The 25064-nt window shown below is 33.8% G+C and carries 26 protein-coding genes and 1 tRNA gene; 17 read left to right on the forward strand and 10 right to left on the reverse strand.

All coding sequences use genetic code 11. The features are described 5' to 3' along the window. Nucleotides 1–746 (forward strand): integrase core domain-containing protein (locus OUY_RS03235; protein ID WP_139686673.1); only part of this gene is annotated, 746 nt, incomplete at its 5' end. Nucleotides 747–775: 29 nt separating this feature from the next. Here the strand turns inward: OUY_RS03235 and OUY_RS03240 are convergent. Then, nucleotides 776–1708, reverse strand: coding sequence for a glycine zipper family protein (locus OUY_RS03240; protein WP_179949522.1), 933 nt, complete (start codon nucleotides 1706–1708; stop codon nucleotides 776–778). A gap of 141 nt (nucleotides 1709–1849) precedes the next feature. On the opposite strand from OUY_RS03240, the gene elbB reads away from it, so the two are divergent. From elbB to dapA, 9 genes are all read left to right on the forward strand, one after another. Then, the gene (gene elbB / locus OUY_RS03245) at nucleotides 1850–2551 is read left to right on the forward strand and encodes an isoprenoid biosynthesis glyoxalase ElbB (protein WP_139686674.1); all 702 of its coding nucleotides are present in this window, start codon (nucleotides 1850–1852) and stop codon (nucleotides 2549–2551) included. Between the two features lie 136 nt (nucleotides 2552–2687). Next, entirely contained in the window at nucleotides 2688–2996 is a 309-nt protein-coding gene (locus tag OUY_RS03250; RefSeq protein WP_139686675.1) for a hypothetical protein, read from the forward strand. 66 nt (nucleotides 2997–3062) lie between these two features. Next, nucleotides 3063–3989 (forward strand): 4-hydroxy-3-methylbut-2-enyl diphosphate reductase, encoded by a 927-nt coding sequence (ispH, locus tag OUY_RS03255; protein WP_139686676.1) that lies wholly within the window; start codon nucleotides 3063–3065, stop codon nucleotides 3987–3989. Between the two features lie 270 nt (nucleotides 3990–4259). Further along, nucleotides 4260–5699 carry a hypothetical protein gene (locus OUY_RS03260; RefSeq protein ID WP_179949523.1) on the forward strand — a complete coding sequence of 480 codons (1440 nt, stop codon included), beginning with the start codon at nucleotides 4260–4262 and terminating at the stop codon, nucleotides 5697–5699. A 4-nt stretch (nucleotides 5700–5703) separates the two neighbouring features. Continuing rightward, complete coding sequence (locus OUY_RS03265; protein WP_139686678.1) at nucleotides 5704–6312, forward strand: hypothetical protein; 609 nt, start codon at nucleotides 5704–5706, stop codon at nucleotides 6310–6312. Continuing rightward, a complete protein-coding gene (locus OUY_RS03270) occupies nucleotides 6309–7097 on the forward strand; it encodes a hypothetical protein (RefSeq protein WP_010407002.1) in 789 nt (262 codons plus the stop codon). The genes OUY_RS03265 and OUY_RS03270 overlap by 4 nt, the downstream gene beginning before the upstream one ends. A gap of 12 nt (nucleotides 7098–7109) precedes the next feature. Further along, nucleotides 7110–7183, forward strand: a tRNA-Arg gene (locus OUY_RS03275). A 68-nt stretch (nucleotides 7184–7251) separates the two neighbouring features. Continuing rightward, the gene (gene ssb, locus OUY_RS03280; RefSeq protein WP_006014313.1) at nucleotides 7252–7734 is read left to right on the forward strand and encodes a single-stranded DNA-binding protein; all 483 of its coding nucleotides are present in this window, start codon (nucleotides 7252–7254) and stop codon (nucleotides 7732–7734) included. 9 nt (nucleotides 7735–7743) lie between these two features. Further along, nucleotides 7744–8625, forward strand: a complete 882-nt coding sequence (dapA, locus tag OUY_RS03285) for a 4-hydroxy-tetrahydrodipicolinate synthase (protein ID WP_029237692.1) — start codon at nucleotides 7744–7746, stop codon at nucleotides 8623–8625. A gap of 127 nt (nucleotides 8626–8752) precedes the next feature. Here dapA and OUY_RS03290 read toward each other — a convergent pair whose 3' ends face one another. Beyond that, complete coding sequence (locus tag OUY_RS03290) at nucleotides 8753–9730, reverse strand: quinone oxidoreductase family protein (protein ID WP_139686679.1); 978 nt, start codon at nucleotides 9728–9730, stop codon at nucleotides 8753–8755. Between the two features lie 281 nt (nucleotides 9731–10011). Between OUY_RS03290 and OUY_RS03295 the strand changes: the two genes are divergently transcribed. After that, nucleotides 10012–10542, forward strand: a complete 531-nt coding sequence (locus OUY_RS03295) for an ankyrin repeat domain-containing protein (protein ID WP_010407015.1) — start codon at nucleotides 10012–10014, stop codon at nucleotides 10540–10542. Between the two features lie 44 nt (nucleotides 10543–10586). On the opposite strand, the gene OUY_RS03300 is transcribed toward OUY_RS03295, so the two are convergent. The 3 genes from OUY_RS03300 to OUY_RS03310 all read right to left on the reverse strand — a co-directional run bounded on the left by OUY_RS03300 (nucleotide 10587) and on the right by OUY_RS03310 (nucleotide 13235). Beyond that, on the reverse strand, nucleotides 10587–11123 hold the full coding sequence (locus OUY_RS03300) for a cytochrome c oxidase assembly protein (RefSeq protein WP_139686680.1): 537 nt from the start codon (nucleotides 11121–11123) through the stop codon (nucleotides 10587–10589). Then, on the reverse strand, nucleotides 11124–11846 hold the full coding sequence (locus tag OUY_RS03305) for a Bax inhibitor-1/YccA family protein (protein WP_007302228.1): 723 nt from the start codon (nucleotides 11844–11846) through the stop codon (nucleotides 11124–11126). 201 nt (nucleotides 11847–12047) lie between these two features. Further along, entirely contained in the window at nucleotides 12048–13235 is a 1188-nt protein-coding gene (locus tag OUY_RS03310; protein WP_139686681.1) for a cysteine desulfurase family protein, read from the reverse strand. 134 nt (nucleotides 13236–13369) lie between these two features. Between OUY_RS03310 and OUY_RS03315 the strand changes: the two genes are divergently transcribed. After that, the gene (locus OUY_RS03315) at nucleotides 13370–14068 is read left to right on the forward strand and encodes an alpha/beta hydrolase (RefSeq protein ID WP_010407025.1); all 699 of its coding nucleotides are present in this window, start codon (nucleotides 13370–13372) and stop codon (nucleotides 14066–14068) included. 246 nt (nucleotides 14069–14314) lie between these two features. On the opposite strand, the gene OUY_RS03325 is transcribed toward OUY_RS03315, so the two are convergent. Continuing rightward, nucleotides 14315–14989 carry an ABC transporter ATP-binding protein gene (locus OUY_RS03325; RefSeq protein ID WP_139686682.1) on the reverse strand — a complete coding sequence of 225 codons (675 nt, stop codon included), beginning with the start codon at nucleotides 14987–14989 and terminating at the stop codon, nucleotides 14315–14317. A 26-nt stretch (nucleotides 14990–15015) separates the two neighbouring features. Further along, nucleotides 15016–15462, reverse strand: a complete 447-nt coding sequence (locus OUY_RS03330) for a HesB/IscA family protein (protein WP_139686683.1) — start codon at nucleotides 15460–15462, stop codon at nucleotides 15016–15018. Nucleotides 15463–15509: 47 nt separating this feature from the next. On the opposite strand from OUY_RS03330, the gene OUY_RS03335 reads away from it, so the two are divergent. Together OUY_RS03335 and ribD are read left to right on the forward strand one after the other, a co-directional pair. Continuing rightward, entirely contained in the window at nucleotides 15510–16691 is a 1182-nt protein-coding gene (locus tag OUY_RS03335; RefSeq protein WP_139686684.1) for a deoxyguanosinetriphosphate triphosphohydrolase, read from the forward strand. Further along, a complete protein-coding gene (ribD, locus tag OUY_RS03340; protein WP_139686685.1) occupies nucleotides 16691–17929 on the forward strand; it encodes a bifunctional diaminohydroxyphosphoribosylaminopyrimidine deaminase/5-amino-6-(5-phosphoribosylamino)uracil reductase RibD in 1239 nt (412 codons plus the stop codon). The genes OUY_RS03335 and ribD overlap by 1 nt, the downstream gene beginning before the upstream one ends. Before the next feature lie 69 nt (nucleotides 17930–17998). Here the strand turns inward: ribD and OUY_RS03345 are convergent, their stop codons facing one another. After that, entirely contained in the window at nucleotides 17999–18712 is a 714-nt protein-coding gene (locus OUY_RS03345; RefSeq protein WP_179949524.1) for a hypothetical protein, read from the reverse strand. Between the two features lie 132 nt (nucleotides 18713–18844). Between OUY_RS03345 and truB the strand changes: the two genes are divergently transcribed. From truB to pnp, 3 genes are read left to right on the forward strand one after another with little or no spacing between them, the layout of a single operon-like run. After that, a complete protein-coding gene (truB, locus tag OUY_RS03350; protein ID WP_139686686.1) occupies nucleotides 18845–19933 on the forward strand; it encodes a tRNA pseudouridine(55) synthase TruB in 1089 nt (362 codons plus the stop codon). Nucleotides 19934–19940: 7 nt separating this feature from the next. After that, on the forward strand, nucleotides 19941–20213 hold the full coding sequence (gene rpsO, locus OUY_RS03355) for a 30S ribosomal protein S15 (protein ID WP_139686687.1): 273 nt from the start codon (nucleotides 19941–19943) through the stop codon (nucleotides 20211–20213). A 14-nt stretch (nucleotides 20214–20227) separates the two neighbouring features. Next, a complete protein-coding gene (gene pnp / locus OUY_RS03360; protein WP_179949525.1) occupies nucleotides 20228–22504 on the forward strand; it encodes a polyribonucleotide nucleotidyltransferase in 2277 nt (758 codons plus the stop codon). A gap of 100 nt (nucleotides 22505–22604) precedes the next feature. On the opposite strand, the gene rpe is transcribed toward pnp, so the two are convergent. After that, nucleotides 22605–23285, reverse strand: coding sequence for a ribulose-phosphate 3-epimerase (rpe, locus tag OUY_RS03365; RefSeq protein WP_139686688.1), 681 nt, complete (start codon nucleotides 23283–23285; stop codon nucleotides 22605–22607). Nucleotides 23286–23531: 246 nt separating this feature from the next. Then, a complete protein-coding gene (locus OUY_RS03370; RefSeq protein ID WP_139686689.1) occupies nucleotides 23532–24998 on the reverse strand; it encodes an N-acetylmuramoyl-L-alanine amidase in 1467 nt (488 codons plus the stop codon). Nucleotides 24999–25064: the final 66 nt, after the last annotated feature.

The raw sequence follows: 25064 nt of genomic DNA on the forward strand, positions 1-25064 counted from the left end.
ATCTTGAAAATTTTAAAAAGAGGTTAAAGGCATTAGAAGCAAAAGTAGCTCAGGATGGTATCATTTTAACAGAAGAACAGATAACAGCTCTAGAAAAGGCTAAGGAAGAAAAAGAGGCCCATGGAGAAATTGAAACAGAGCATCCAGGATACTTAGGTAGCCAAGACAGTTATTATGTTGGTAATATCAAAGGTATTGGACGAATTTACCAGCAAACCTTTGTTGATACCTATTCCAGAGTTGCTTTTGCTAAGCTTTACACAGAAAGGACTGCTATCACAGCTGCAGATCTTCTTAATGATAGGGTAGTACCGTTCTTTGATGAACAGAAAGTATCATTGCTACGTGTTTTGACGGATCGTGGTACAGAGTATTGTGGCAGACCTGAAAATCACGCTTACCAGCTATATTTAGGGGTAGAAAATATTGATCATTCTCGAACCAAAGCTCGTTCTCCACAGACTAATGGCATATGTGAAAGGTTCCACAGAACTATGCAAGATGAATGTTACAATATTATCTTTAGAAAGAAAATTTACACCTCTTTGGCAGAACTTCAGTTAGACGTAGACCATTGGGTGCATTCTTACAATAGATCTAGACCGCATTCAGGTAAATATTGCTATGGTAAGACTCCTATGCAAACCTTTTTTGATAGTATGCATATTGCTTATCAGAAAAATATTGATAGCATTAAACAGGATGCTGATTTTGGTTTTGACTTTGTTAATTCTTCTGTCAGTTAATTCATGCTTGTCAGATTAAGTCTAGACTATTACACTTTAGCTTTATTATTCACCTCTTGTATAAAATCTTCTACTGTTTTGCTATCTGAAGTAATTGCAGCTTTTAATTCTTCTATAGAATCCTCAAGTGCTTTCTCATCACTCTCATGAGTACTGAGGCCCTTTTGTAGAAGTCTTTCCATATCCTTTTCTGAAAATTCTTTAATGTCTCCATCCTTTACTAACTCTCGTATAGCAGATCGCTGCTCTTCATTTCGGAGCATTTCTATTATTTTTACTTTATTATCAAGAATTGTTCTTTCTTCTCCAGTAGCTTTAAGATCCTGTTTTGTCACATTGCTTATTAACTTTCCAAAATTATTCTCTCTTGCTTGAATCGTAGGTAATTTATCGATCACATCTTTCACAAAACTTTTCACCGCTTTTCCTGCTTTAATCGCTCCTTCTTTTATCTCACCTCTATGCTGATATATAGCATAACCAATAGCAACTATAGCAACTAGTGCTACAAACCCTACGAATGCTGCCCCACCACCAATTAATGCACCAGTCACTCCTCCTACTGTTAATAAACCTGCTAGTACACCTGTTAGTGTTGTCACTGCTGCTCCACTTATTACCCCTTGAGCTAACAGTTGATTGCCTAAAGTTTCAAGCTCTTTCTCCATGCCTTTTACTTTATTTCCTTGTTCCAAAAATTCTTTTGATTCAACTTTGTTTTTCTCAAAATTCTCCAATATAAGACCTATTACACTCCCAAAAACATTTTTATTTTCCATCAGAAATTTAGACATATCATCGATAGGTGGTGTATTAGAAATTTCACCTTTCTTTTCAAAGCCACGTAGTTTTAATAGATCCTGCAATTTTTGTAACAAATCTCCTTTTTCACTAATATATCTTACTACATTTTCAATGAACTCGTCCGAATTGGTTGGATTTGTTGTACCACCTTGTACCATATTCAATTCCTATCAATTATAAATATGCCTAATTATATATGCTAATTATTAATTATATTATAATTGACATAAAATAATTACTCCTTTCCAAATATGGAATTTGTATTACAATACCTAGATTATATGAAATCAAGGTATTTTATGGGTGAGAAAAAATTAAGAGCCGCTGTGGTTTTATCAGGATGCGGCCACCTCGACGGCACAGAGGTGAGAGAAGCAGTCTTAACTCTGCTTGTGTTTGATCAGCAGGAAGTTGAAGTCATGTGCTTTGCTCCTGATGTTGATATCACACAAGTTATGAATCACAAAACAAAAGAAGCAGTAAAAGAAAAAAGGAATGTACTTGTAGAATCAGCAAGAATTGCAAGAGGTGAGATAAATGATTTAAGAGAAGCTAAAGCTGAAAATTTTGACATGCTAGTCGTACCTGGTGGATATGGAGTTGCGAAAAATTTATCTGACTTAGCTGAAAATAAAACAGTAATGCCTGAGTTTGAAAGATTAGTCTCAGAGTTCTTTGTTGCAAAAAAGCCAATAGGAACTATATGTATATCTCCAGCCATTATTGTTTTAATTTTAAGTAGCAAGATAGGTAAAGAAGAAAGTAAGATTAAGGTAACTATAGGAAACGACAAAGACCAGTTGATAGAGAAGCTCGGCGGCGAACATATAACATGCGATACAGAGTTATCAATAGAAGATGAAAAACATAATGTATTTTCCTGCTCTGCTTATATGCATAATGACGAAAGTATATACTCTGTATATCAAGGAATAAAACACATGATTGACAGTATGGTGAAAAAAATTAATAAAAAAACCAAACAACAACCATTTCTCTAAAGTGTAGTTTCTTATACAATTAATTATGTTATACTTCCAGTTGCATTATTGCTGTAGCCAAAGTAATCTATAGTTGCTTATTAATGATGAATTGTATTTAGTATATAAATTTAGTTTTTTTTTTATAGATTTAAATATGTTAGATCTTTTTTATATTAAAAGTGAGTGTTGTATAGATGGTCAGTGTGATACTTGTGCAGGAGAAGTGAGTATTAATGATGTCATGTTGGGCAAGTTTAGCCTAAATTCACAAAGTGGGAAAAAGGCTATGGTAAATCTAGACATCGTTACATTCGATATCCATATTGCTATGGATGGCCAAGATGGAAGGACAATAAAAAGAGACCTTAAGGGTCCTGAATTTGTAATTAAAGATGACGGTTCCTGGTATATTAACAAAAATCTTGGTAATGATAAATTTGAAATTATAGTAAAGCAGTCATGATATGAAACATAGTGAGCGGAGCTTGCTTTTTACCAATGTTTATATACTTACTTGATTTGAAAAAAAATGGAGATTATCTTAGCTGAACCACGCGGTTTCTGTGCAGGGGTTAAAAGAGCTGTAGACATATTAGCAATTACTTTAGAGAAATACAAAAATGAACGCCAAGTTTATGTACTACACGAAATCGTTCATAATAAGTATATAGTAGAGGACTTCAAGAAACAAGGAGTGGTTTTTGTAAGCAGCATAGAAGACATTAAAGACAATAGAGGAATATTGATCTTTAGCGCACATGGAGTGTCGAAAAGTATAGAGGATGAGGCAAAAAGAAAGGGTGTTCAAGTGATTGATGCAACATGTCCATTAGTTAGCAAAGTACATAAAGAGGCAAAAAGGTATGAGGATAGTGGTAAAGAATTAATTCTAATTGGACATGAAAATCATCCAGAAGTTAAAGGAATTATAGGAAGAGTAAGTAATCCTATATCTCTAGTGCAAACTATGCAAGACGTATACAATTTACAAATCAAAGATCCAGATAATTTATCTTATGTAACACAAACCACGTTAAGTATTGACGATACCAAAGAAATTATTGCTACACTGAAGCTCAGATTTCCAAGCATTACAGGCCCCGACTTAAAAGATATATGCTATGCAACACAAAATAGGCAGAACGCTGTTAAAAAATTGGCTAAAATTACAGACGTAGTGTTAATTGTAGGAAGCAAAAACAGTTCAAATTCAAACCGTTTATTAGACCTGTGCATTTCCACAGGAAAAAGAGCCTATTTGATTGATAATTATAAATGTATGAACAAAAATTGGTTGCAGGGCGCAGAAAAAATAGGAATTACTGCAGGTGCTTCTGCTCCTGATATATTAGTTGATGAGCTAGTAAATTACTTAAAAATAAATATGAATACAAAAGTTTCAGTCATGCCAGATGGATTCACTGAAAATGTTCAGTTCAAGTATACTAAATGGTAATGTGCAACAACGTGCGTCAAATCAAGTCTTTAGCTCAATTCAATTTTCAGTCTGCTGGAGAATAAAATATCAAGCTGAGATATAATTAATCCTCGTTTGTCAGGTTAAGTTGTGTCTAGCACAAATATAAAAAACCTTCATCATACAAAAGGGTTAATATTACTACTAATTTTATCAAAAACTTATAATATAAGTAATATTGTCATCTAATGTTTAATGAATTTCAATAAATTACCTTTTTAATTCTAGATGAGTATACACTTTGTTAATATGTTTGGGTCAAAACCCAAAAGTAAGTTTATGCTTTCTATAGGAAAAGAAGGCACAATGTTACTATATTTTAAAAATGATACTTTAAATAAAAGATATTTTGCTAAGGACAAAAATAATAAAGTTGTTTCTGACTTAATTTCATGTCTCTCATCAGATAAAAAAGCACCCTTATATCTGGTTCTCAATCACACTGATCAGAACTATTTGCTACAGTCTATCCCAAGAGTAAATAGGATTAGTGCTTATCTATCAGCAAAAACAAAAGTAGAGCATTTTGCTCATAATAACGATATAAATTCTATTCTCTTGGTCGAAAAGCCGAATAAATTTAATCAAAACTGGTGGTATCTATTTGTTTCATCAAAAGCAAATCATTTAATAGAATATTGGTTGGACGTGTTTGTTGAAATAGGCTCTAACTTTAAAGGAATATTAATGTTTCCTATAGAACTAGTCAGTATAGCAAAAAAGATTCTACACAAAGATCCTAGTAACTGGAAAATTATAGTTGCTGCAACTAAAACAGGTGGCTATAGACAAGTGGTTCTTAAAGAGAACAAAATGATATTTACACGTTTAATACCATTTACTAATGATAATTTACCAGGAATCATTGCTGGTGAAATATATCAGGAAGTGAAAAATACAATTCAATCTTCAACTAAGTTTGGATTTGAAAAAAATGACCCTATCGACCTTTGCATCATAGTATCAGAAGCTATTAAATCTAGTTTATCAGTTATAAATTTTTCAGAGAATAGTGTGAACATATTGACTCCATATGAGCTAGGTAAACTATTGGGAGCAGAATTAGCTATATGCGAAAAAGATAGCTTTTGTGATACTACAATTTTGTTCCATAGCTTTAAGAATAAGCCAACAGATGTTTTTAATACAAAAGAAACTAAAGAATTTTATCTATTCAATTACCTTTATTTAAACTCTCCTCGGATTTTTCTATACCTCCTTTTGACTTTAATTGTAATTAACACCTTTTGTTTGCGGAATTTGTATTCGAATTTTAATATTGCTGATAATTTATCTGCAAAGCGGAGTGCTTTAAATAACAAACTAATAAAACTTAGCCAAAGCTATAATGTAAAAAAGATAGATGAAGTTTACGATTTTATTAATATCAATAATATTTTATCAAAAATAGAGTACTCTCCTCTCACACAAGTTAAGTATGTAGAAAAGCTAAAAGTACCAGATGTAGAGCTTCAATTATTTGAGTGGAATTATAATGAGGCAAAAAGTTATATTACCACAACTTTAAGGTTTAATTTTCAATCTGGTAAAGACATTTCTTATCAATACGAGAAACTACAGAAAAATTTAAACGATAATTTCCGTACTCATGATATTAGTATTTCTAGCTTACCTACTACTAAAGAGAAAAATCTATCTATTGATGTTGAAATAGGAGAGGCAATGTAGATTGATGACTATCTCTCAACTAAAAAGAAAAGCTACAATTCAGTGCATATATTACTTATTGTTATCTATTGTATTAATAGGGTTATCAACGTGTTTTATTATCTATAACAAAAAGGTTTATAATAAAAATCAAACTGCAGCTGAGGAAATACGCTCTATTAATTTACAGATCATTGAAATTCAAAAGAAAGAAGTCGTTCTAAATAAAAACCTAGATTTATGGAAAAGAATTTCTTCTTCAAACTTACATAGTAGAAGATACATTACAAATTTAAATTTTGAGCTTAACAAGCTATATAAAAAACACTACATGTTAGAACCTGAAATATCAATTTCTATACCTGAAGAAGCTGAACTCCACAATAAAAGTGAACATACAAAAGTAATAAGAAGTGAAGTGGTTCTAAGTTTAAGCTCAATTAGCGATAAGCATATTTTTTTATTTCTACAGTCTATTCCAAATCTTCCTGGTTATGTTATGATCAGATCTCTTACCTTGAATAAGCATAGAAATATAGATGCTAAAGTTATAAACCAGATTTTAAGTGGTAATATGATAGAGATAGTGAGAGCTAGTATAGTTTTTGATTGGTATACCATATTAAGTAGATGAATATAAAGTTGTTTTTTATTTTTACGCTGCTATTTTTTAATTTTAGTGCATATTGCAATTGCGAAGATCTTGTAGAAAATATAGGGATTTGTAAAAAATATTCTTGCCAACAGCATATTAGTAATGAAGATTTTATTGAGCATAAAATATTAGGGTTAAATAGTGAAAATTTATGTGTATATATAGAAAGACAAGGCAATGATGAAATGGTCTGTCATCATTCTAATGATGGAATGATTATAGAAAAGAAGTACTTAAAAAGTATTTTAAAAGTTGGAAATCAAGAAATAAATGACTTCATTGATATAGCAAATTTGCGTGCGAAGGAGTGTTTTTTTATCAACAATTATTATATAGATCGAGACGATATAATAAAAGAGGCAGCAGAGAGTACTTTATCGCAATATGGTAGCATAAAAAGCATTTTTTTTGATGAAGAGCAGGTTAATAGAATAGTTAGTGAGATGGAAAAGTTTAACTTACAGTCTTCAGGAGTTACAGAGGAAGAAAATTTCAATTGTAAAGTAGTCAGTTTAGATTCAATTTTATACTTTTCCCCCGATACATGGAAAATATGGGTAAATGGAAAGTTGTTTATAAATACTAAGGATTTAAAAGTGCACTCAGTAACTGAAAATTATGTAACTTTTTCATGGGCTGTAAACCAAAAGATAACAAAAGAACGGATAAGCAATTCTAAAAATGTACATTTTGGACATGGAGGTATTATGTTTACGCTTTATCCAGAACAAAAATTTGATTTAGATAGTTTATCTATTAAATAATCTAATACATCTGCGCTTGTAGCTCAGTTGGATAGAGCGTTGCCCTCCGGAGGCAAAGGTCGTGGGTTCGAATCCCTCCAAGCGCGTTTTTAATTAAATTTGACAATAATACTCTCACATAAGATAATAAAGAGATTTATTTTAAAGCATAATTATGTCTAGTGGTACTATAAATAAAGTCATATTAGTTGGTAATTTAGGAAAAGATCCTGAAATTAGGACTACACAAAATGGAAAAGAGATGGCAAGTTTTTCGATAGCCACATCTGAAAGTTGGACTGACAAATTTTCTGGTACGCGCTCTGAAAAGACAGAATGGCATAATATTGTAATTTTTAGTGAAGGATTAGTAAAAATTGTTAAGGATTTTGCGCGCAAAGGTAGTAAAGTTTACGTTGAAGGTTCTCTGAGAACTAGAAAATGGACTGACCAAAATGGTAGCGAAAGGTATACGACAGAGGTGGTGCTATATAACTTTAATAGTGCCCTTACCCTTTTAGATTCACGAAACAGTATGTCAAACTCTGATTACAAGCCAAGTGAATACAAACAAAATGAAACAGAACAAAAAGATAAACACGGAAGTTTTGACAACGATATAAAAGACGAACTAATCGATGATGAAATACCATTTTAATAACTTCAATTGAAATCTACATTTTTATGGACTGCTTGTGTTACTCCTTTTAATTGCAGTGGAGATAGTATAGATTACCAAAGCTTGCAGCGTTTACTAACAATGCAAGCTGAAGCTGAAAATGGTGTAGTGTTGCTAGGTAGCACAGGTGAAAGCTTATCACTTACTGATTCTGAAAAGCGCACATTAGTTGAATTTGTATGTGAGCTAAAATTAAATACGAAAATTATAATTGGTGTACCAGGAGTGAATCTATATCAGACTCTTGAATGGCTTGATTTTTGCAAGGGTATGCCTATTCATGGCTATCTAATGACAACTCCCATTTATGCAAAGCCTGGAATCATGGGGCAAACTTTATGGTTTGAAAAGCTGCTTGAAAAAGCACATGTGCCAGCCATGCTTTACAATATTCCATCAAGAGCAGGAGTGAGTCTTCACGCTGAAACTGTACGCAACTTATCCAGCCACGAAAAATTTTGGGCTATCAAAGATTCAAGTGGCACCGTTGATACTTTAACTCAGTATAAGAAAGTTGCACCAAATATTGAGGTCTTTTGCGGAGATGATAATATGATACCCGATATGGCTGCTAAGGGTGCGGCTGGTCTGGTTTCTGTTGCTGCCAATGTTTGGCCACGTGTAGTACATGAATATGTTAAGCAATGCATGAGTGGCGAGAACCCTCAGGCAGACAGTTGGCAACAAGCTTGCAAAACTCTATTTACTGCCAGCAATCCAATACCTACTAAAGCACTCTTGCATGACATTGGGCTTATAGAACACAAAACTGTTCGTCTACCACTAAGCACAGAAGACTTGCCTTCTATTGAAACATTGAGGCAAGCTAATAAAATGATTCTTGGATGGAAAGAATTGACTAATAGCTAAAGCTAGGAACACACATCATCAACTTCTACACCTGCATCAAATAAACTAACTTGTTATAAGAAAACTAACCATGTGAAATTCTTGTTGATATGACTTAATGAATAATTATTTTAGGTTACTAAGTTATTTAAGAAACTTTGATAATATTTAGCCCACTTACTTTCCTATTTTCCATGTCACAATGAGCCTCTATTATTTCATCAAATTTATATTTTTTATTAATTCGTACAATTAAAAGTTTTTTTCTTATCATTTCAAAAATTTCCATTGCAGTAAGCACTAACGTAAGTCTATTGTGCTTGTAGTGATATATCAAAGTTCCAGCTGCAAATAACGAACGCGAACTAAGTAAAGAGAAATTAATAGGAGCATTACCTGATATCTGCCCATAGGAAACATATATGCCAAACTTACCTAAAGATTCAAAAGAGAGCTTGCTTGTAGCGTAACCTATAGGGTCATACACCGCACCTACTCCTCTATTTTTCGTAATCTCCATGATTTTAGAAACGAAGTCTTTATCATTGTAGTTTATTGCGTATGTGCAGCCACTTTGTAAAGCTATCTTCATTTTTTCGTCAGAGCTTATAGAACCTATCACTACACCTTTTTTATCCTTTGCCCATTGGCATATTATTTGCCCCAAACCACCATTAGCTCCATGAACTAGTACAAAAGCACCAGGCCTGATTCTATAAGATTGATTAACTAAATAGTGAGCTGTCATACCTTTAAACAATACTGCAGCAGCAACTTCATCAGGTATATCATTCGGAATTTTTATCAAATATTTCTGGTGTACAATGCGCTTTTCACAATATGCCCCTGGAGGAGCTGTGCAATATCCAACTCTATCTCCAACCTTAAGTCCATCACTAATTTTTTTACCAAGCTTTTCAACAACTCCTACTGCCTCTACTCCAAGTACTGATGGCAGATCTTTAATTTTGCGTGTACCTTTTCTGTGTTCTAAATCATAACGATTTAAGCCGATAGTTGTATGACGTATTAAGACTTCCTCATCTTTTGGCTCACCTATGCTCTTATCTACAAATTCTAATACTTCTGGCCCCCCAGTTTTTTTAATTTGTATAGCTCTAACCATGATAAATGTAAGACAAAAACTTTAATTATGTTATCTAGCAATTAATATTTTGCAAAATGTTATTTAGAGTTTATACACTACATAAGCGTATTGTTAATAGTTTTGAGGCACAAATTATGACAAACAGAGAAACTTGGCTTTATGGTGTTTTATTCAATGTGTTGTGTGAAGTGGATGAAGATGACGATTTAGATACCAATAATAAAAATAAAAGAAAGGTTAAAATGTAAAATGCAAAAATCAGATAAAAAAGGAGACTATTGTAAATATTTATATACTTCTTGGGAAAAAAGGGATTTGATATTAATCACAGATTTGACTTGAAAGATTATGATGGCTTTCCAATAGATAGTCTTTTTTCCATCGCCATTAACTATAAACCGTACACTTTAACAAATCTAGCGCAAGTTTTAATAAAAGCAGGAGCTAATGTGCAAAACGAAAAAGGATATTTACATACCTGTGTTTTGACCCATTCTCCGGACATATTAAAGGCTCTCATAAAAGCGGGAGTGAATGATAGCCCAGATGAAAACTACAATGGAAACACTGCTTTAGAGTGTGTTGCTGAATTATATTGTAAGGATAAGTCAATTGAACGCAAAAATTGCTGTGAGATTCTAATTAAGCATACATTAGAAAAAAATCCCAACATAGAAATACCAGATTCTGTAAAAAATAATAAGGAGTTGGCTCAATGTTGGAATGCTTGTGAAGCAAATAATGAAGGATGGGAATTAGCAACAACGAACACTGAAACACAAGTAGTCAGTGTGCAAAAAGCAAATAAGAGCTCCTGCTCAATTCAATAGATGTATCGTACAACCTTGTTCGGATTACAATAGGAAAAGGTTTGTTATTTAAGCTTAAAAAACGTATATGATAGTGTTATTTCACTTAAATCTTTTGTACTATTGTCACGCATTATTTCAGGGTCTACGTAAAAGGATACGGGCATAGCCGCTTTTTGTTTTGGTAGCAGCATTTGCTCTTCAAAACAAAAGCATGCAACTTTATTGAAATATTTACCTGCTTTAAAAGGTGTGACATTATACACTGCCATTCCAAAAGAAGGCTGATCAGATAAATTTTTTGCATAATAAAATACTAAACTTTGTTGCCCTATATTTGTATCGATGTAGTTAGTTTCTGATTTAAATTCCCAAGGCAGACCTGATATTATATCAGCATTAAGGTGAACCCTGATTTTTTGGTGAGTTGCATTTATTGTTGCATTAGTTACTTTTCTCGTTGTGCCACCATATCCAGTAGCTTTACAAAAGATGCTATACAACGGTACTGAAGCATATGCAAGACACAGCATCAATACCACTAAAGATATTAGGAGGAAAACTATAGAACTTTTATTGTTTCCCCTTAAAAAGGAAATCATCTAATCCTTATTGTTGAACAAGTTAAGTAACCTGAGTAAATTGAGGAATATATTGATGAAGTCAAAGTAAAGATTAGTTGCACCAAGTATTGCCAGCTTAGTAGTTGCAACTTCTGAGCCATCATTATATCTATAATAAACATCTTTGATTCTCTGAGCATCGTATGCGGTCATTAAAGTAAACACTATCACTGATACAAACGATATTGCAAAATAGAGAGGACTGCTTCCAAGAAACAGATTAACTATAGATGCAATGATTAACCCCCAGATTCCCATAATCAAAAAAGAACCCATGCTGGTAAGATCTTTTTTTGTAGTATTACCATATAAAGCCATAGAACCAAACATGATCGATGTAATGAAAAATGCTCTCGCTATATTTTCTGCAGTATAAATTATAAAAATATGAGATAAAGAAATTCCCATTAAAACTGAGAATAGAAAAAATACAGTAAGTGTTGACTGAGCACTTAGGTGTTGAAGCCTAAAAGACATATAAAACACCAATGCAACTGGAGATAGCATTACCACAAGCGATAGAACAGGATTGGAATAAATCACCTGGAAAAGACCAGAAAACACTGTTAAAAACGCAACAAGCCCTGTAACACCTAAAGCTAAAGCCATATAATTGTATACTTTAGTTAGGTAACTCCTGAGTCCAGCACTATAATAAACGCCCTGAGAGCGAATATCCTGTTCGTTTTTCATATAAGACATATGTAACTCCTTATTATCTCTTGATGATATATTATAATACAATACAGCGTTTTTATCAAGTATAAAATGACATACTACAATTGAATGGTGTGGTATGCAATTAGAGAATTTCTTCCATAACTATAAGCAAATCGGTTTTCAGCAGCATTTAACTATTATAACAACCTCTGGCAATAGAAATTACTTTCACCATTCCCTCTATCATGATTTAAGGGGAATGGTGAAAGTAGTTTTTGCATTTACTAAAGCATTCTTCTTATAGATACTATACCAACAATCCACTATTTTTTCTATGTCTCGCGGTTTAACCTCCGGACCTATACTGATTCTAATTGAACATTCTGCTTGCTCTTTTGTTGCTCCCATTGCAAGCAAAACATGAGAAGGCCCAACTTTTCCAGAAGAACATGCAGAACCATTGCTGACTGCAATATTATTTAAGTCAAAGCACATGAGCTGCAGATCATTCTTCACTCTCGGCATATAAATGAAACTTGTATTTGGCAATCTTTTAGAATTTCTGCCAAAGATCTTGATATCACTGACAAGACTTAATAACCCATACTCCAATTGATCACGCAGCTTCTCTACTTCATCCATCTTTGATAGAAGATCTGGAATGTTTTGCAATGCAGCAGAAAGACCTACTATTGCAATAATGTTTTCTGTACCACCACGCAATCCTTTTTCTTGCCCACCACCTATTATAGTAGGTTCTATTACAAGCTTTTTGTCAAATATTAAAACTCCACTACCTGCTATACCACCAAATTTGTGAGCAGATAAAGTAAGTAAATCCACTCCTAAATCTTCCATATTTACTTTGATTTTCCCAACACTTTGAGCAGCGTCAGTGTGACAGATTGCCCCGAATTTATGTGCCATTTTAGCTATTTCCTTAACAGGCTGGATAACTCCAGTTTCGTTATTAGCCATCATCACTGAAATTGTTACTTTATTCCCTTCAAGTTCGCTTAGAATTTTCTCTAGCTCTAAAAAGTCAATAATACCCTCTTGATTAACGGGTATTATATGTCGATTACATGCAGAATTAAGAATTGAAGGATGCTCTATAGCTGAAATTACATGCAGATAGCCTTTCATTCCTCTCATGACGAGGTTGTTTGCTTCAGTTGCACCAGACGTAAAAACTATTTCTTTATCATCTGGAATGCTAAGAGCATCACGTACGTTATCTCTTACCTCTTTAAGAATCTTCCTCGCTTCTTGTCCTCTTTTATGCAGCGATGATGGATTTAGTGTTTGTTTCGACAAAATCTCAAGTATACTTTTTTTTACATTTTTACTCACTGGAGCAGTTGCATTATAATCAGCATACACGCAACTACTGTCTTCCAGAGAGAATAAACTCACAGGCTTATTTGTCACTTACCATCAACCAATTATGTATGTTAACTTTAACACGATAAAAATTTATTGCAAAAACAGGGAAATTAATACATAATTAATAAACAATTTACATTATCAACACCTGTCAAAACAGGTTTTTATTAGGAGTTATCATGGTAGAAGTCTTTTTAAATAATTCAACAAAAAAGATAGAAGGTAGATACCATCAAAGCAAAGATACCAATGCACCAGTTGTGCTAATTTTACATCATCACCCTCAATATGGTGGTAGTATGGATAGTAAGATTATACATACTATATATGAATCTTTTATCGATAATAACTTTTCTGCATTGACAATTAATTTTCGTGGTGTCGGAAAATCTACCGGAACTTTTGATAAGGGTATAGGAGAATTAACTGATGCTGCAGTAGCTATTGATTGGCTTCAGGAGCATAACTCTAACAATGTTCCAATTTGGATAGTTGGTTTTTCTTTTGGAGCATGGGTAGCTATGCAATTGACAATGCGCCGTCCAGAGATAGTAAGTTTTGTTGCCCTTTCTCTTCCAGCAACTAAGTACGATTTCTCTTTTCTCTCTCCTTGCCCAGTTCCTGGACTTATAATACAAAGTAATAATGATACAATTTCAGAAGAAAGCGATGTAACAGAATTAGCACAAAGGTTAATAAATTCGGTAAAAAATAACCATATGGAATACCATATAGTAGACGATACTAACCACTTTTTAAGGGATAAAGAAGAGGAAGTAGCTCAAATTATAGATAATTATATAAAACTACGCTTAAACAGTGCAGTCACTTCCTCCAAAAAAGTTAAAAAAGAGATAAGGGTAAAAGAATATGCCTAACTTTACAAATGAGAGAAATGAACGTATTAATATAAATAAAAAAAGTCTTGTTATGTTTAGGCAATTATTATTTCTCGTTTTAGCAATGTTTATGCTGTCAGGATGCTTTCTAAGTAAACAGCGTAAGTTAAAGAGTCCGTGTATAAAAAATAATGAAAGCATTTCATGCGAATTACACTCTGTTAATGACCATTGGTTAAATAAGTACAAGTTATAGGTAGCTTTGTATTGTACTGTTTCTTCCATTTACAGCTTTACTAATGATCGGTTTTTTAACTGAAAAATGTGATCTGCTTTTTCTGCAAGGATATAGTTGTGTGTTACTATAAGCATAGAGCTGTTATTTTCCTTTACATATGAATGTAACAGCAAAAATACATTCAAAGAATTTGTTGGGTCTAAATTTCCCGTTGGCTCATCTGCAAGTAAAAGCTTTGGAGAGTTTACAATGCTTCTTGCAATTGCAACCCTCTGCCTTTCTCCACCAGAAATTTCAGATACCATGCTACTTGCTTTATTTTCCAGACCAAATTTTTCTAATATTGCTTGCGATTTTTTTTTTGCTTCAGCTTTGCTTCTTCTTGCAATAAGCTGAGGAAGCATAACGTTTTCCAACACTGATAACTCTTGTAATAAATAGTGAAATTGATAAACAAAGCTAAGAAAATTTCTTCTTACATGAGTTTTATATTTATTGCTGGCTTGCGTACAATTTATTCCATCTATTGTCACTACACCTAAAGTTGGCTTATCCAATAGGCCTGCAATTTGCAATATAGTTGTTTTTCCTGATCCTGAACTGCCGATCAATGCAACTACTTGCCCTCTTGTAAGACTCAGATTGATATCTTCTACAATAGCAGGACTTTTTTTGAAGCTCTTACTTACAGAAGCTAGCTCTAGTGTTACACCACCACCCATATTATAAAAAGATCCAGGAGGGAGAATTAGACCGAGAAACTGTTACCACACCCACATCGAGACTTAGCGAGAGCATTCTTGATTTGAAAACCAGAACCACTTAGATCTTCAGTATAATCTATAGTTGAGTTATTTAAAAATTTCGCTGAACAATTATCAACCATTAATACAGGGTTTCCATTCTCATCATTAATTACTATATCTTTACCTTTTTCACTAAAACTGGAGTGGCTTCTATAATCCTCGCTATCTTTGTCATCGTCAAAATCGTCGTCTTCATCATCGTCAAAATCGTCATCCAAAGACATCTTCTTATTTATTTGATCCATAAGAAAATTATACTTGAAGCCAGAGCATCCACCACCTGAAACTGCAACCCGCAAAATAGAACTCTCATCTCCTTCCTGTTCTACAAGGGAGTGGATTTTCCTTAATGCATTGTCAGTTAAGCTAATATTGTAATCTGTTGACATAACAACCACCGTTCATTATTGATAACCTATTATAGTAGAAATTTTACATGTCAAACAATAATTTTCTATTAAGTTACGCGTGCTTTCCAAATAAAACAAAAGGAAGAAATTTTAAAGAGCCAGAAGATGAAAATCGCAGCTGCTTTCAGCGTGATAGGGACCGCATTATTCACTCTAATGCGTTTAGGAAATTGGGGTACAAAACACAAGTTTTTATCAATTATGAGCATGATTACTATCGTACTCGGCTAACTCATAGCCTTGAAGTTGCACAAATTGCAAGATCCATCGCACGCAGGCTCAGATTAGATGAGGACATCACCGAATGCATAGCGCTTGCACATGACCTTGGTCATCCTCCATTTGGTCACACAGGTGAGAATGCTCTAGTTCAAATTGATAACGAGAAGTATAAGTTTGATCATAACGTTCAAGCTATAAGGATTTTAACTTATCTTGAACAAAAACATGCTGACTTTAATGGTATGAATCTAAGTTGGGAAGTGATTGAAGGCGTTGCAAAGCATAACGGTCCTTTACTCTGTCAAAATACGGTATCCCACACAAATAATCAGCTACTATTAGAATACAATGAAAAATATGATCTAAAGCTTGAAGAATTTTCAAGTCTTGAAGCACAAGTTGCTTCGATTGCTGATGACATTGCTTATAGTGTTCATGATCTTGATGATGCACTCAGGGCAAATTTAGTAATAACCGAAGATTTGCTCGATGTTCCTTTAATTGGCAAAATGTTCAAAGAAGTAAAAAGCGAATATTCAGAATTGGCTCAAAGCAAACTCATACATGAATCACTGAGTAGAACTATAGGAATTATGATAAATGATGTCATTTTTCAGACTGAAAGAAATATTAAAGACTACAAAATAAAAAGCGTAGAAGATGTAAGAGGTCTAAATACAATGTTAGTCACATTTTCACCAGAAATTGCAAATGCCACAAAAGAGATGAAAAAATTTAACATGGAAAAAATATACAGAAGTTATAAACTGACCAGAACAATGAACAAAGCAAAACGTATAGTACAGGAGCTTTTTCAATGTTTTTATGAAAACCCAAGGTTATTACCCACAGAGTGGAACAAGCTTGCTTGTGAATCTCAGCGTTCAGTAATAATATGTGATTATATCTCAGGTATGACAGATAGATTTGCCATACACGAGCACAGAAGAATTTTTGATACCTCATACGAAATGACTTCTTTCTAATGACCGATGATTATTTCATGTCGATCGCATTAAAACTTGCAGAAAAAAGTCTTGGAAGTGTTGCACCAAATCCCGCTGTTGGATGTATCATTGTAAAAGATGGTATGATAATTGGTGAAGGCTACACAGGAATCGGTGGACGTCCACATGCAGAAGTAATTGCTCTACAAAATGCTAAAGATTTAACTCATGGTGCAACTATGTACGTCACTCTTGAACCATGCTGCCACTTTGGAGTTACAGAACCTTGCACTGCAGAAATCATAAGATCTGGAATAAAAATGGTGGTGATTGCAACAATTGATCCAGATAGTAGGGTTTCAGGTAGAGGGATAAAAGCTTTAGCAGATGCAGGAATTGAAGTAAAACAAGGGATTATGCAGAAAGAAGCAGAGAAACTAAATGTTGGCTTTTTTACCACTAAGAAACTCCATAGACCATTTATAGCTTGCAAAATCGCAACAACTCTCGATGGAAAAATCGCAACGTTTACAGGTGATAGCAAATGGATAACAAGTGAAGATACGAGAAATTGGGTACATGAGCTCAGAGCAAAATATGATGCAATTATGATTGGCAGTAGTACCCTTATCAATGACGATCCACTCTTAACTTGCAGATTACCAGGACTCGAAGACAGGTCGCCAATAAGGCTAATTATCGATAGCCAAGGGAAATTGAAGAAAGAGCATAATATTGCAAAGACTGCAGACAAAGTAATAACTTGGGTAATCACAAATAAGGAAGTAGAGAGAGAAATAAAAGACATTAATTATTTGATAGTCAATTCAAATCACAAACCTCCTGTTATTCCAGATGTTACCCCAACACACTCTCCTGTCATTCCAATGCCTTCTCCTGTCATCCCAGTGCCCAGACACTGGGATCCAGAAAACTTCAAGCAATTGCGTAGTGAAAACTGGATTCCAGTGTCAAGCACTGGAATGACATCAGATCGAAAAGTCTGCCTAAAAGACATGGCATCAAAACTTGTTTCAGAAATTGGTATAACAAGGTTATTAGTTGAAGGTGGAGGAGTGTTGATTACAGAATTATTAAAGCACAATTTAATCGACAGGTTGATAATCTGCCGTAGTGGCAAGATTTTAGGTAATGATGCCACTCCTTTTGTAGGAGATTTAGGAATTCAATCCATCAATGAATGTTATCAGTTCAAAAAAGCAGAGATAATAGAGTTTAGTAAGGATGTAGTTGAGATGTGGGATAGATTACCGTAACCTTTACATACTTGAACGACAGAGAAAAGAAGTAGAGATGACCCTACCTCTTTTTTTCTCGATTTAAAACTACTTACCAATAATAACTTTGGATATAGCTGCATTTACTACAAACTCTCCTAATTTAGTTGAAACTCCATTTTTTAAAGATTCAAGATCTTTATCACTTACCGCAACTTTTAATGGATTAGAATCAGTCATACATAACTCTGTTTTCATATCAGCAGGCTGATCTTTACTATCTACGCTAGTTAATTCCACTTTATAATTATCATTATCGTCAGCAACAGCAACGTGTTTAAATTTAACTTCAACTGATTTACCTTCTGATAATACGTGCAGGACCACTTCACTACCCTCTTTTTTATCATTTGTCAATGCTTGATAATCATCTTTTGAAAGTTTCAGATTTAATTTCTGATTTTCTTCAACAACTGCACCACTCTTTACCACATCACCAAGAAGAACAGAGAAATCTGCATCTTTACCATTCGCGCCGTCTTTACCATTCTCACCCTTTTCACCTTTAGCATTTTCTATTGCATGCATTTGCTGATATGAAGCATAAGCTGCTGCGGCAAAATATACAGCGGCAATAAATAGAACTGCAATTCCAGCAGGGCTAGCAATAAGTGCTAAAGACGCAGGTCCAGCAATTACTTTAGTAGCAATCAATACTGTTGTTATTGCTGCTGCTAAAGATGCAGTTGCAACTGTACTTTCAATACTCATTTTTGTTATATGTGCAGTGTTTTCCCACTTCAATACGTTTTTTATAGTCATAATAGTCCCCTTATAATAAGGCTAATAAAAAGATTGAGTAGTGTGTATTAATAATGCATGTTGGTCAAGCTACTTTTCGCATAAAGTATATATTTCAAGCTAAAATGTTATCAGTTGTATATAATTAAACGTATGAAACATGGTTGGCTGAATCTTGATAAACCAACAGGAATGAGTTCTGCACAAGCTGTAACTCAAATTAAAAGGATTTTTGGAATAAAAAAAGCCGGACATTTGGGAACACTTGATCCTTTGGCTTCAGGTGTATTACCAATCGCTCTTGGTGAAGCAACAAAAACTATACCGTATTTATCTTGTGACTTAAAGGCATACAATTTCACAATAAAATGGGGAAAACAAACAACTACGGATGATTTGGGTGGTGATATCATTAGAACTAGCGATATAAAACCCGAATATAACCAAATAAACTGTGCGATTAAGGATTTTATTGGTGAGATAACACAAACTCCTCCTCAATTTTCAGCAGTGAAAATCAAGGGAGCAAGAGCATATAAATTAGCAAGAAGTGGGCAAAAGGTAAATATAAAGCCCCGGCAAGTCAAAATACATGAACTGAAGCTGATATTCTTGGACACTATAAATAATAGTGCTGATTTTTCTATGACGTGTGGTGGCGGCGTATATGTAAGATCAATTTCAAGAGATCTTGGAATTGAATTAAATTGTTTTGGACATATTACACAATTAAGAAGAACGATGGTAGGTGATTTTAAGGAAGATGAATCAGTGACAATTGAGCAACTTACTAAAAAAAACACAACAACTTACTCTCCCCAGTGCTTGACACTGGGATCCAGATATACAAATACTTACAAATCATGTAATGGACAAAAGATTCTAGGAGCATATGTCAAAAACAATGTTCGTGATGAAATAGGCTTGATCCCAGTGTCAAGCACTGGGATGACATCGGAGGGTGGGGTAACAGAGGGAGGTGGGATGGCAGAAGATGATGGAGGTAATACAAAAAGTTTCATCATCCCCATTGAATCGGCTTTAAAATCGATGTTCAAAGTTGAAATTTCCCTAGAGGAAGCGAAGAAAATCAGAAAAGGTCAAGAAATTATATTAAATAACTTGCGTAATTTAAAGAACTATGATATTTTTTGTACGATAGTGGGTAATGTACCTATTGCAATTTGCAGTTTTACTCATGGTTATGTGAAGCCTATTCGTGTTTTTAATATTTTGAAATGAGGTTTAGATGTCAATAACATCCCAAAAGAAAAAAAGTTTGATTAGTACATATGCAATTAAAGAAGATGATACAGGTTCATCTTTTGTACAGTGTGCAATTTTAACCAAGAGAATCAGTAATTTAACTGAGCATTTTAAAACGCATAAGCATGACCATAATTCTAAGCGCGGTTTACTTGTATTGATAGGTAGAAGGCGCAAGCACTTAAATTATATAAAACGTAAATTTGGTAATGAAGCCTATCAAGAGTTAATAGAGAAGTTAGGCATTAGAAAATAATCGAGGAATTTTGTATGTTTGAAATTATAAAAAAATCTATAGATTGGGAGGGGCGTACCTTATCTTTAGAAACTGGGAAAATAGCACGTCAAGCTGATGGTTCAGTAGTTGTAAATTATGGAGATACTTCTATCTTAGTCACTGTTGTACGAAAAAAGAAGGAAGAAAGTGTTGATTTTCTCCCTTTAAATGTGCAGTTTATTGCAAAAAGTTATGCCGTAGGTAAGATTCCTGGTGGTTTTTTTAAAAGAGAAGGAAAACCATCTGATAGAGAAACTTTAATTTCAAGAGTAATAGACAGAAGTATAAGGCCGTTATTTCCTGAAGGTTTTCATGATGAAATTAGTGTAGTATGTAATCTATTAACTTACGATACAGTCAATTCTCCTGAAGTACCAGCATTGATAGGTACCGTCGCAGCTCTTGCAATTTCTGGTGTTCCTTTCCACTTTACTATAGCTGGAGTTATGGTCGGTTGTGATGAAAATAACAATTATATACTCAATCCTTCCGTTCAAGAGATGAAAGCAAGCAACTTGGATCTGTTTTTGTCTGGTGATGAAAATTCGATCTTAATGGTCGAATCGGAAGTCAAAGAGCTCTCTGAAGAAAATGTTTTGAGTGCAATAAAATTCGGCCATGAACACCTTCAACCTGTTATTAAGCTCATAAAAGAATTTGCTGATACAGTTGGCAATAAACCTGAAAGCTTTGCTCCTATTGATATATCAGATATAACTCAAGGACTTGAAAAATATCGAAAAGACTTTCAAGAAGCATATTCAAAAACAGTAAAACAAGAGCGAGTTCAAGCTCTAGAAGTAGTCAGGAATAATATATTGAATACTCTTAAAGAGGCTGGAAAAGACGAAAAGTTAATTACTTATGCAGTAAAAAGCTTTGAAAGATCTTTAGTGCGTGAAATGATTAGAAGGAAAAGTGTGAGGATAGACAGCCGTAAGTATGATGAAATACGCCAGATAGAAATTGAGGCTGACATTCTACCCAAGACTCACGGTTCTGCGCTATTTACAAGGGGTACCACTCAGGCACTAGTTGTTACTGCTCTTGGTACTACACAAGATGAGCAAATTGTGGATGACATTGAAGGGGATAGACGTGAACATTTTATGTTGCATTATAATTTTCCTCCATTTGCTGTTGGAGAGGCTTCTGCTATACGCGCACCAGGAAGGAGAGAAATTGGTCATGGTAAACTTGCTTGGAAAGCAATTCATACTGTTTTACCTGATAAATCTGAATTTCCTTATACAATAAGGGTAGTATCTGAGATTATGGAATCTGATGGTTCTTCTTCTATGGCAACAGTTTGTGGAACTTCCATTGCATTAATGGATACAGGTGTGCCAATAAAGGCTCCTGTTGCAGGAATTGCTATGGGTCTCATCAAAGACAAAAATGAGCATATAATACTTTCTGATATACTGGGCGATGAAGACTATCTTGGTGATATGGACTTCAAAGTAGCAGGAACTAGCGAAGGGATTACAGCACTGCAGATGGATATGAAAATTCCTGGTATAAGCTTTGAAATTGTTGAAAAATCTTTAGAACAAGCAAAAGTCGGAAGATTACATATCTTAGAAAAAATGAATGCAGTAATTTCAGAACATCGTAAGGATATAAAAGATCATGTACCAAGAGTGTTATCGTTTTATATAGATAAAGATAAAATTTCTGCAGCTATTGGTGCTAAAGGAAAAAATATACGCAGTGTATGTGAAAGAAGTAATGCAAAAATTGAAATAGGGGATGACGGTAAAGTTTCTGTTTTTGCCATTAGTAGTACTGAAGCTGAAGCTGCAAAGAATATGATGATTGATTCAATAACAGAGCTAGAACAAGGTTCTATAATTGATGCTAAAGTTGTAAAGATAGAGAAGTCTATCGTAGAGCTAGAACTTCTTAATGGAAGAAAAGGAAAAATGCATATAAGCGAGGTAGCTAATCAACATGTAGAGTCCATTGAGGATATACTTAAACAGGGTGATACCTTCAAAGCTTTGATAATTGACTTTGAAAAAGGTGGATGTCCAAAATTATCAAGACGTCGTGTTGATCAAGAAACAGGTGAATTTTTTGAAGGTAAGCTTTACAATGAAGAAAGGAGAGATGGTTTAAATAATAGGGATAATTATTATAACAACTCGTTTAATAAAAAACCTGGAGATAATTATCATAGTAATAGACCTACTCGTCCTCGTTCTGGTTTTAGTAATAGAAACAGACCAAAATTTGGTAATAATGACTCATCATCAGGTTTCTATTGAGGTTGAACTTACTTTCTATTATCTCAGTGTCGAAGCACTGGGATAATAGGAATTTTTAAAACTGACAAGATAACAAAAATGGTTTGTGTTATCTGTAGGGTTATAACGAAAGATTTTTAAGATCGTTTATAGCCTTTTTCATGTCTTCAGCTTTAAATATTGCTGATCCAGCAACTAATATATTTGCACCTGCTTTTATTATATCAGCTGCGTTAGAAAAGTTAACTCCACCATCTACTGAAACTTGCGTTTTAAGGTTACGGTCCTGTATAATTTTCTTTATAATAGATATCTTGTGCAGCTGCAAATGAATAAACTCTTGTCCTCCAAATCCAGGATTGACTGTCATAATTAGTACAATATCTAGCTCATGTATTATATACTCAAGCACGCTTGGAGAAGTTGAAGGGACAATTGAAACTCCAACTTGTATTGTTTTTTTTGTATCATTTATGTTTTTATATGATTTTATCCTTTTTACTAGCCTCTCAAGATGTATCTCTGCTTCTGCATGTATAGTGATAATATCAGCACCAGCATTTATAAAGCTTTCAATATGGTCACCAGGAGATTTAATCATTAAGTGTACATCAAAAGGAAGATTGCTATATTTACGTATCGCAGAGATAACATTCGGACCTATTGTAATATTTGGAACAAAATTTCCATCCATAACGTCTATGTGTATATAATCTACATCCAAGTCGCTAATTCTTTTTACTTCCTCTCCTAATTTTGCAAAGTCTGCTGAAAGTATAGAAGGTGCAATTTTTATACCCATGGGTTACTTTCTACCAAAAATAAAAAGTAACTTATTTTTTAAACTCTGTCATCCCAATACCACATGAGTCTCATTTAGAAATTTTTTTATATCCTACGTGTAATTGCAACCTTTGAATTATCTTGTTCAGGTTGAACCATAAATAGTTTTCACCACAAAAAATTGTTAGCATAAGTAAAAAAACGTAGTGCTTGTAATTCATCCAATATTTTCCTCTGCCCATACATCTGGCCATTGTAATACTCATTAGACTTCTTTCTTCGACTTTTCTAAATATTCCAACACAGTTTCATGCAGCGCAGTCCAAGACATTTTCTTTTCCATATTCGGTATAAATTTTTGTTTCCAAGTGTCCTTAAATTCTTGAAACCACTGCTTCTCAAAGTTTTGGAAATCAGATAAAACTTCTGACCTAAACCCATTAATTAAATTCGAGACTTCTATAGCCTTTTCAGGGCTTATAGACTTAAAAGACAATATTTCATTCTTTAAAACATCTAGCTTCTCAAATGAATTAAGCTTAAATGGAATATAAAGCGAGGATCTTATATTATACCTTAGATAAGAGTCGTAATATAGCTTAATCTTGTACATGAGCGTAGCAAATGCACTAGAAGAAATATTATTTTCATATTCTGCAAGAGAAGATAATAAACGCTTGTAATCCTCTTCATTCAAAAATGGTGGTTGTAAACTTGATTCAATTTTATTATTAAAAGATGTGAATCTGTTGAAAATACAATTGCCATATTCGCTTAAAAATTCAGACAAAATATCTTCCTGTTCTAATTTTAGAGGCAAGTCTTTTCTAATCTCTTTCGGCAAATGATGCATTGAAAACTGATTAATAACCCACGCAAAATTCTCATCAAACTCATTTGAGTAATCAGCATTATTGTCAGCGTTACCTTCTTTATCATTCCAAGGCAGTATTTTATAAAAAAAATTGTTCAACCTTTTTTTTAATTTCAAAATACTTTCACTCTTATCGCCTACCTTATATAAAACCTCTTCTACTTTTTGTCTTGCGTCTTGAGAACTGATTCTATCACCTATATGCAGTCCAATGCCATTTCTCTCCAATAACTCCCAATCAAACAACTTATGTGGGTCAGATTTAAGCATTGCGTAGCCTTCAATGGCTGAGTTATATACTATAGTACCTATTTCAGCGTGACTAAATATCATATCTTTTCTAATCTTAAAGCGCTTCATGAGGTACAAAATCAGATCTTTGACAGATTTCATTTGCTCTTCTGGAAAAGGCTCAAGCCCTGTGTTTACAATCTCTATACCCATAGAATAATCATTCAGTTTTCGTAGCTCTTCAACCACATTATCTACTTGAACTTTCGCATAACTTATACCAGCATGCCATGCTCGTTTTTCGAGTGGAACCATCAGAGTAATGCTACCATCCCTATCAACAATAAGCTGTACTGATATACCTGAAGAATTTAATGCGCATTTTGTGCTTTTTAATGTTGGAGATTCGGTATGATGCACTACCACCATCAACACTTTTTTGCTTTCTCTATCATCATAATTTGAACTTGGTGCAGGATCTAAAAATATTGGATTCTTTAATGATGTTTTCAAATCTTGAAAATCGTTCTCGATATCAATTAAGCAAGATTGCTGTCCATATACAAGAGGCGCTACAAGCAGCAACAGAAATAAAACAGACAAACATTTTTTTACTATAAGTCTCATGCAGCTTTACAAATTGCCCACAATATAACTAAATTAACATAATACGCATAAAATGTTTACTTTTTT

The organism is Wolbachia endosymbiont of Leptopilina clavipes (assembly GCF_006334525.1).
Taxonomy (GTDB): Bacteria; Pseudomonadota; Alphaproteobacteria; order Rickettsiales; family Anaplasmataceae; genus Wolbachia.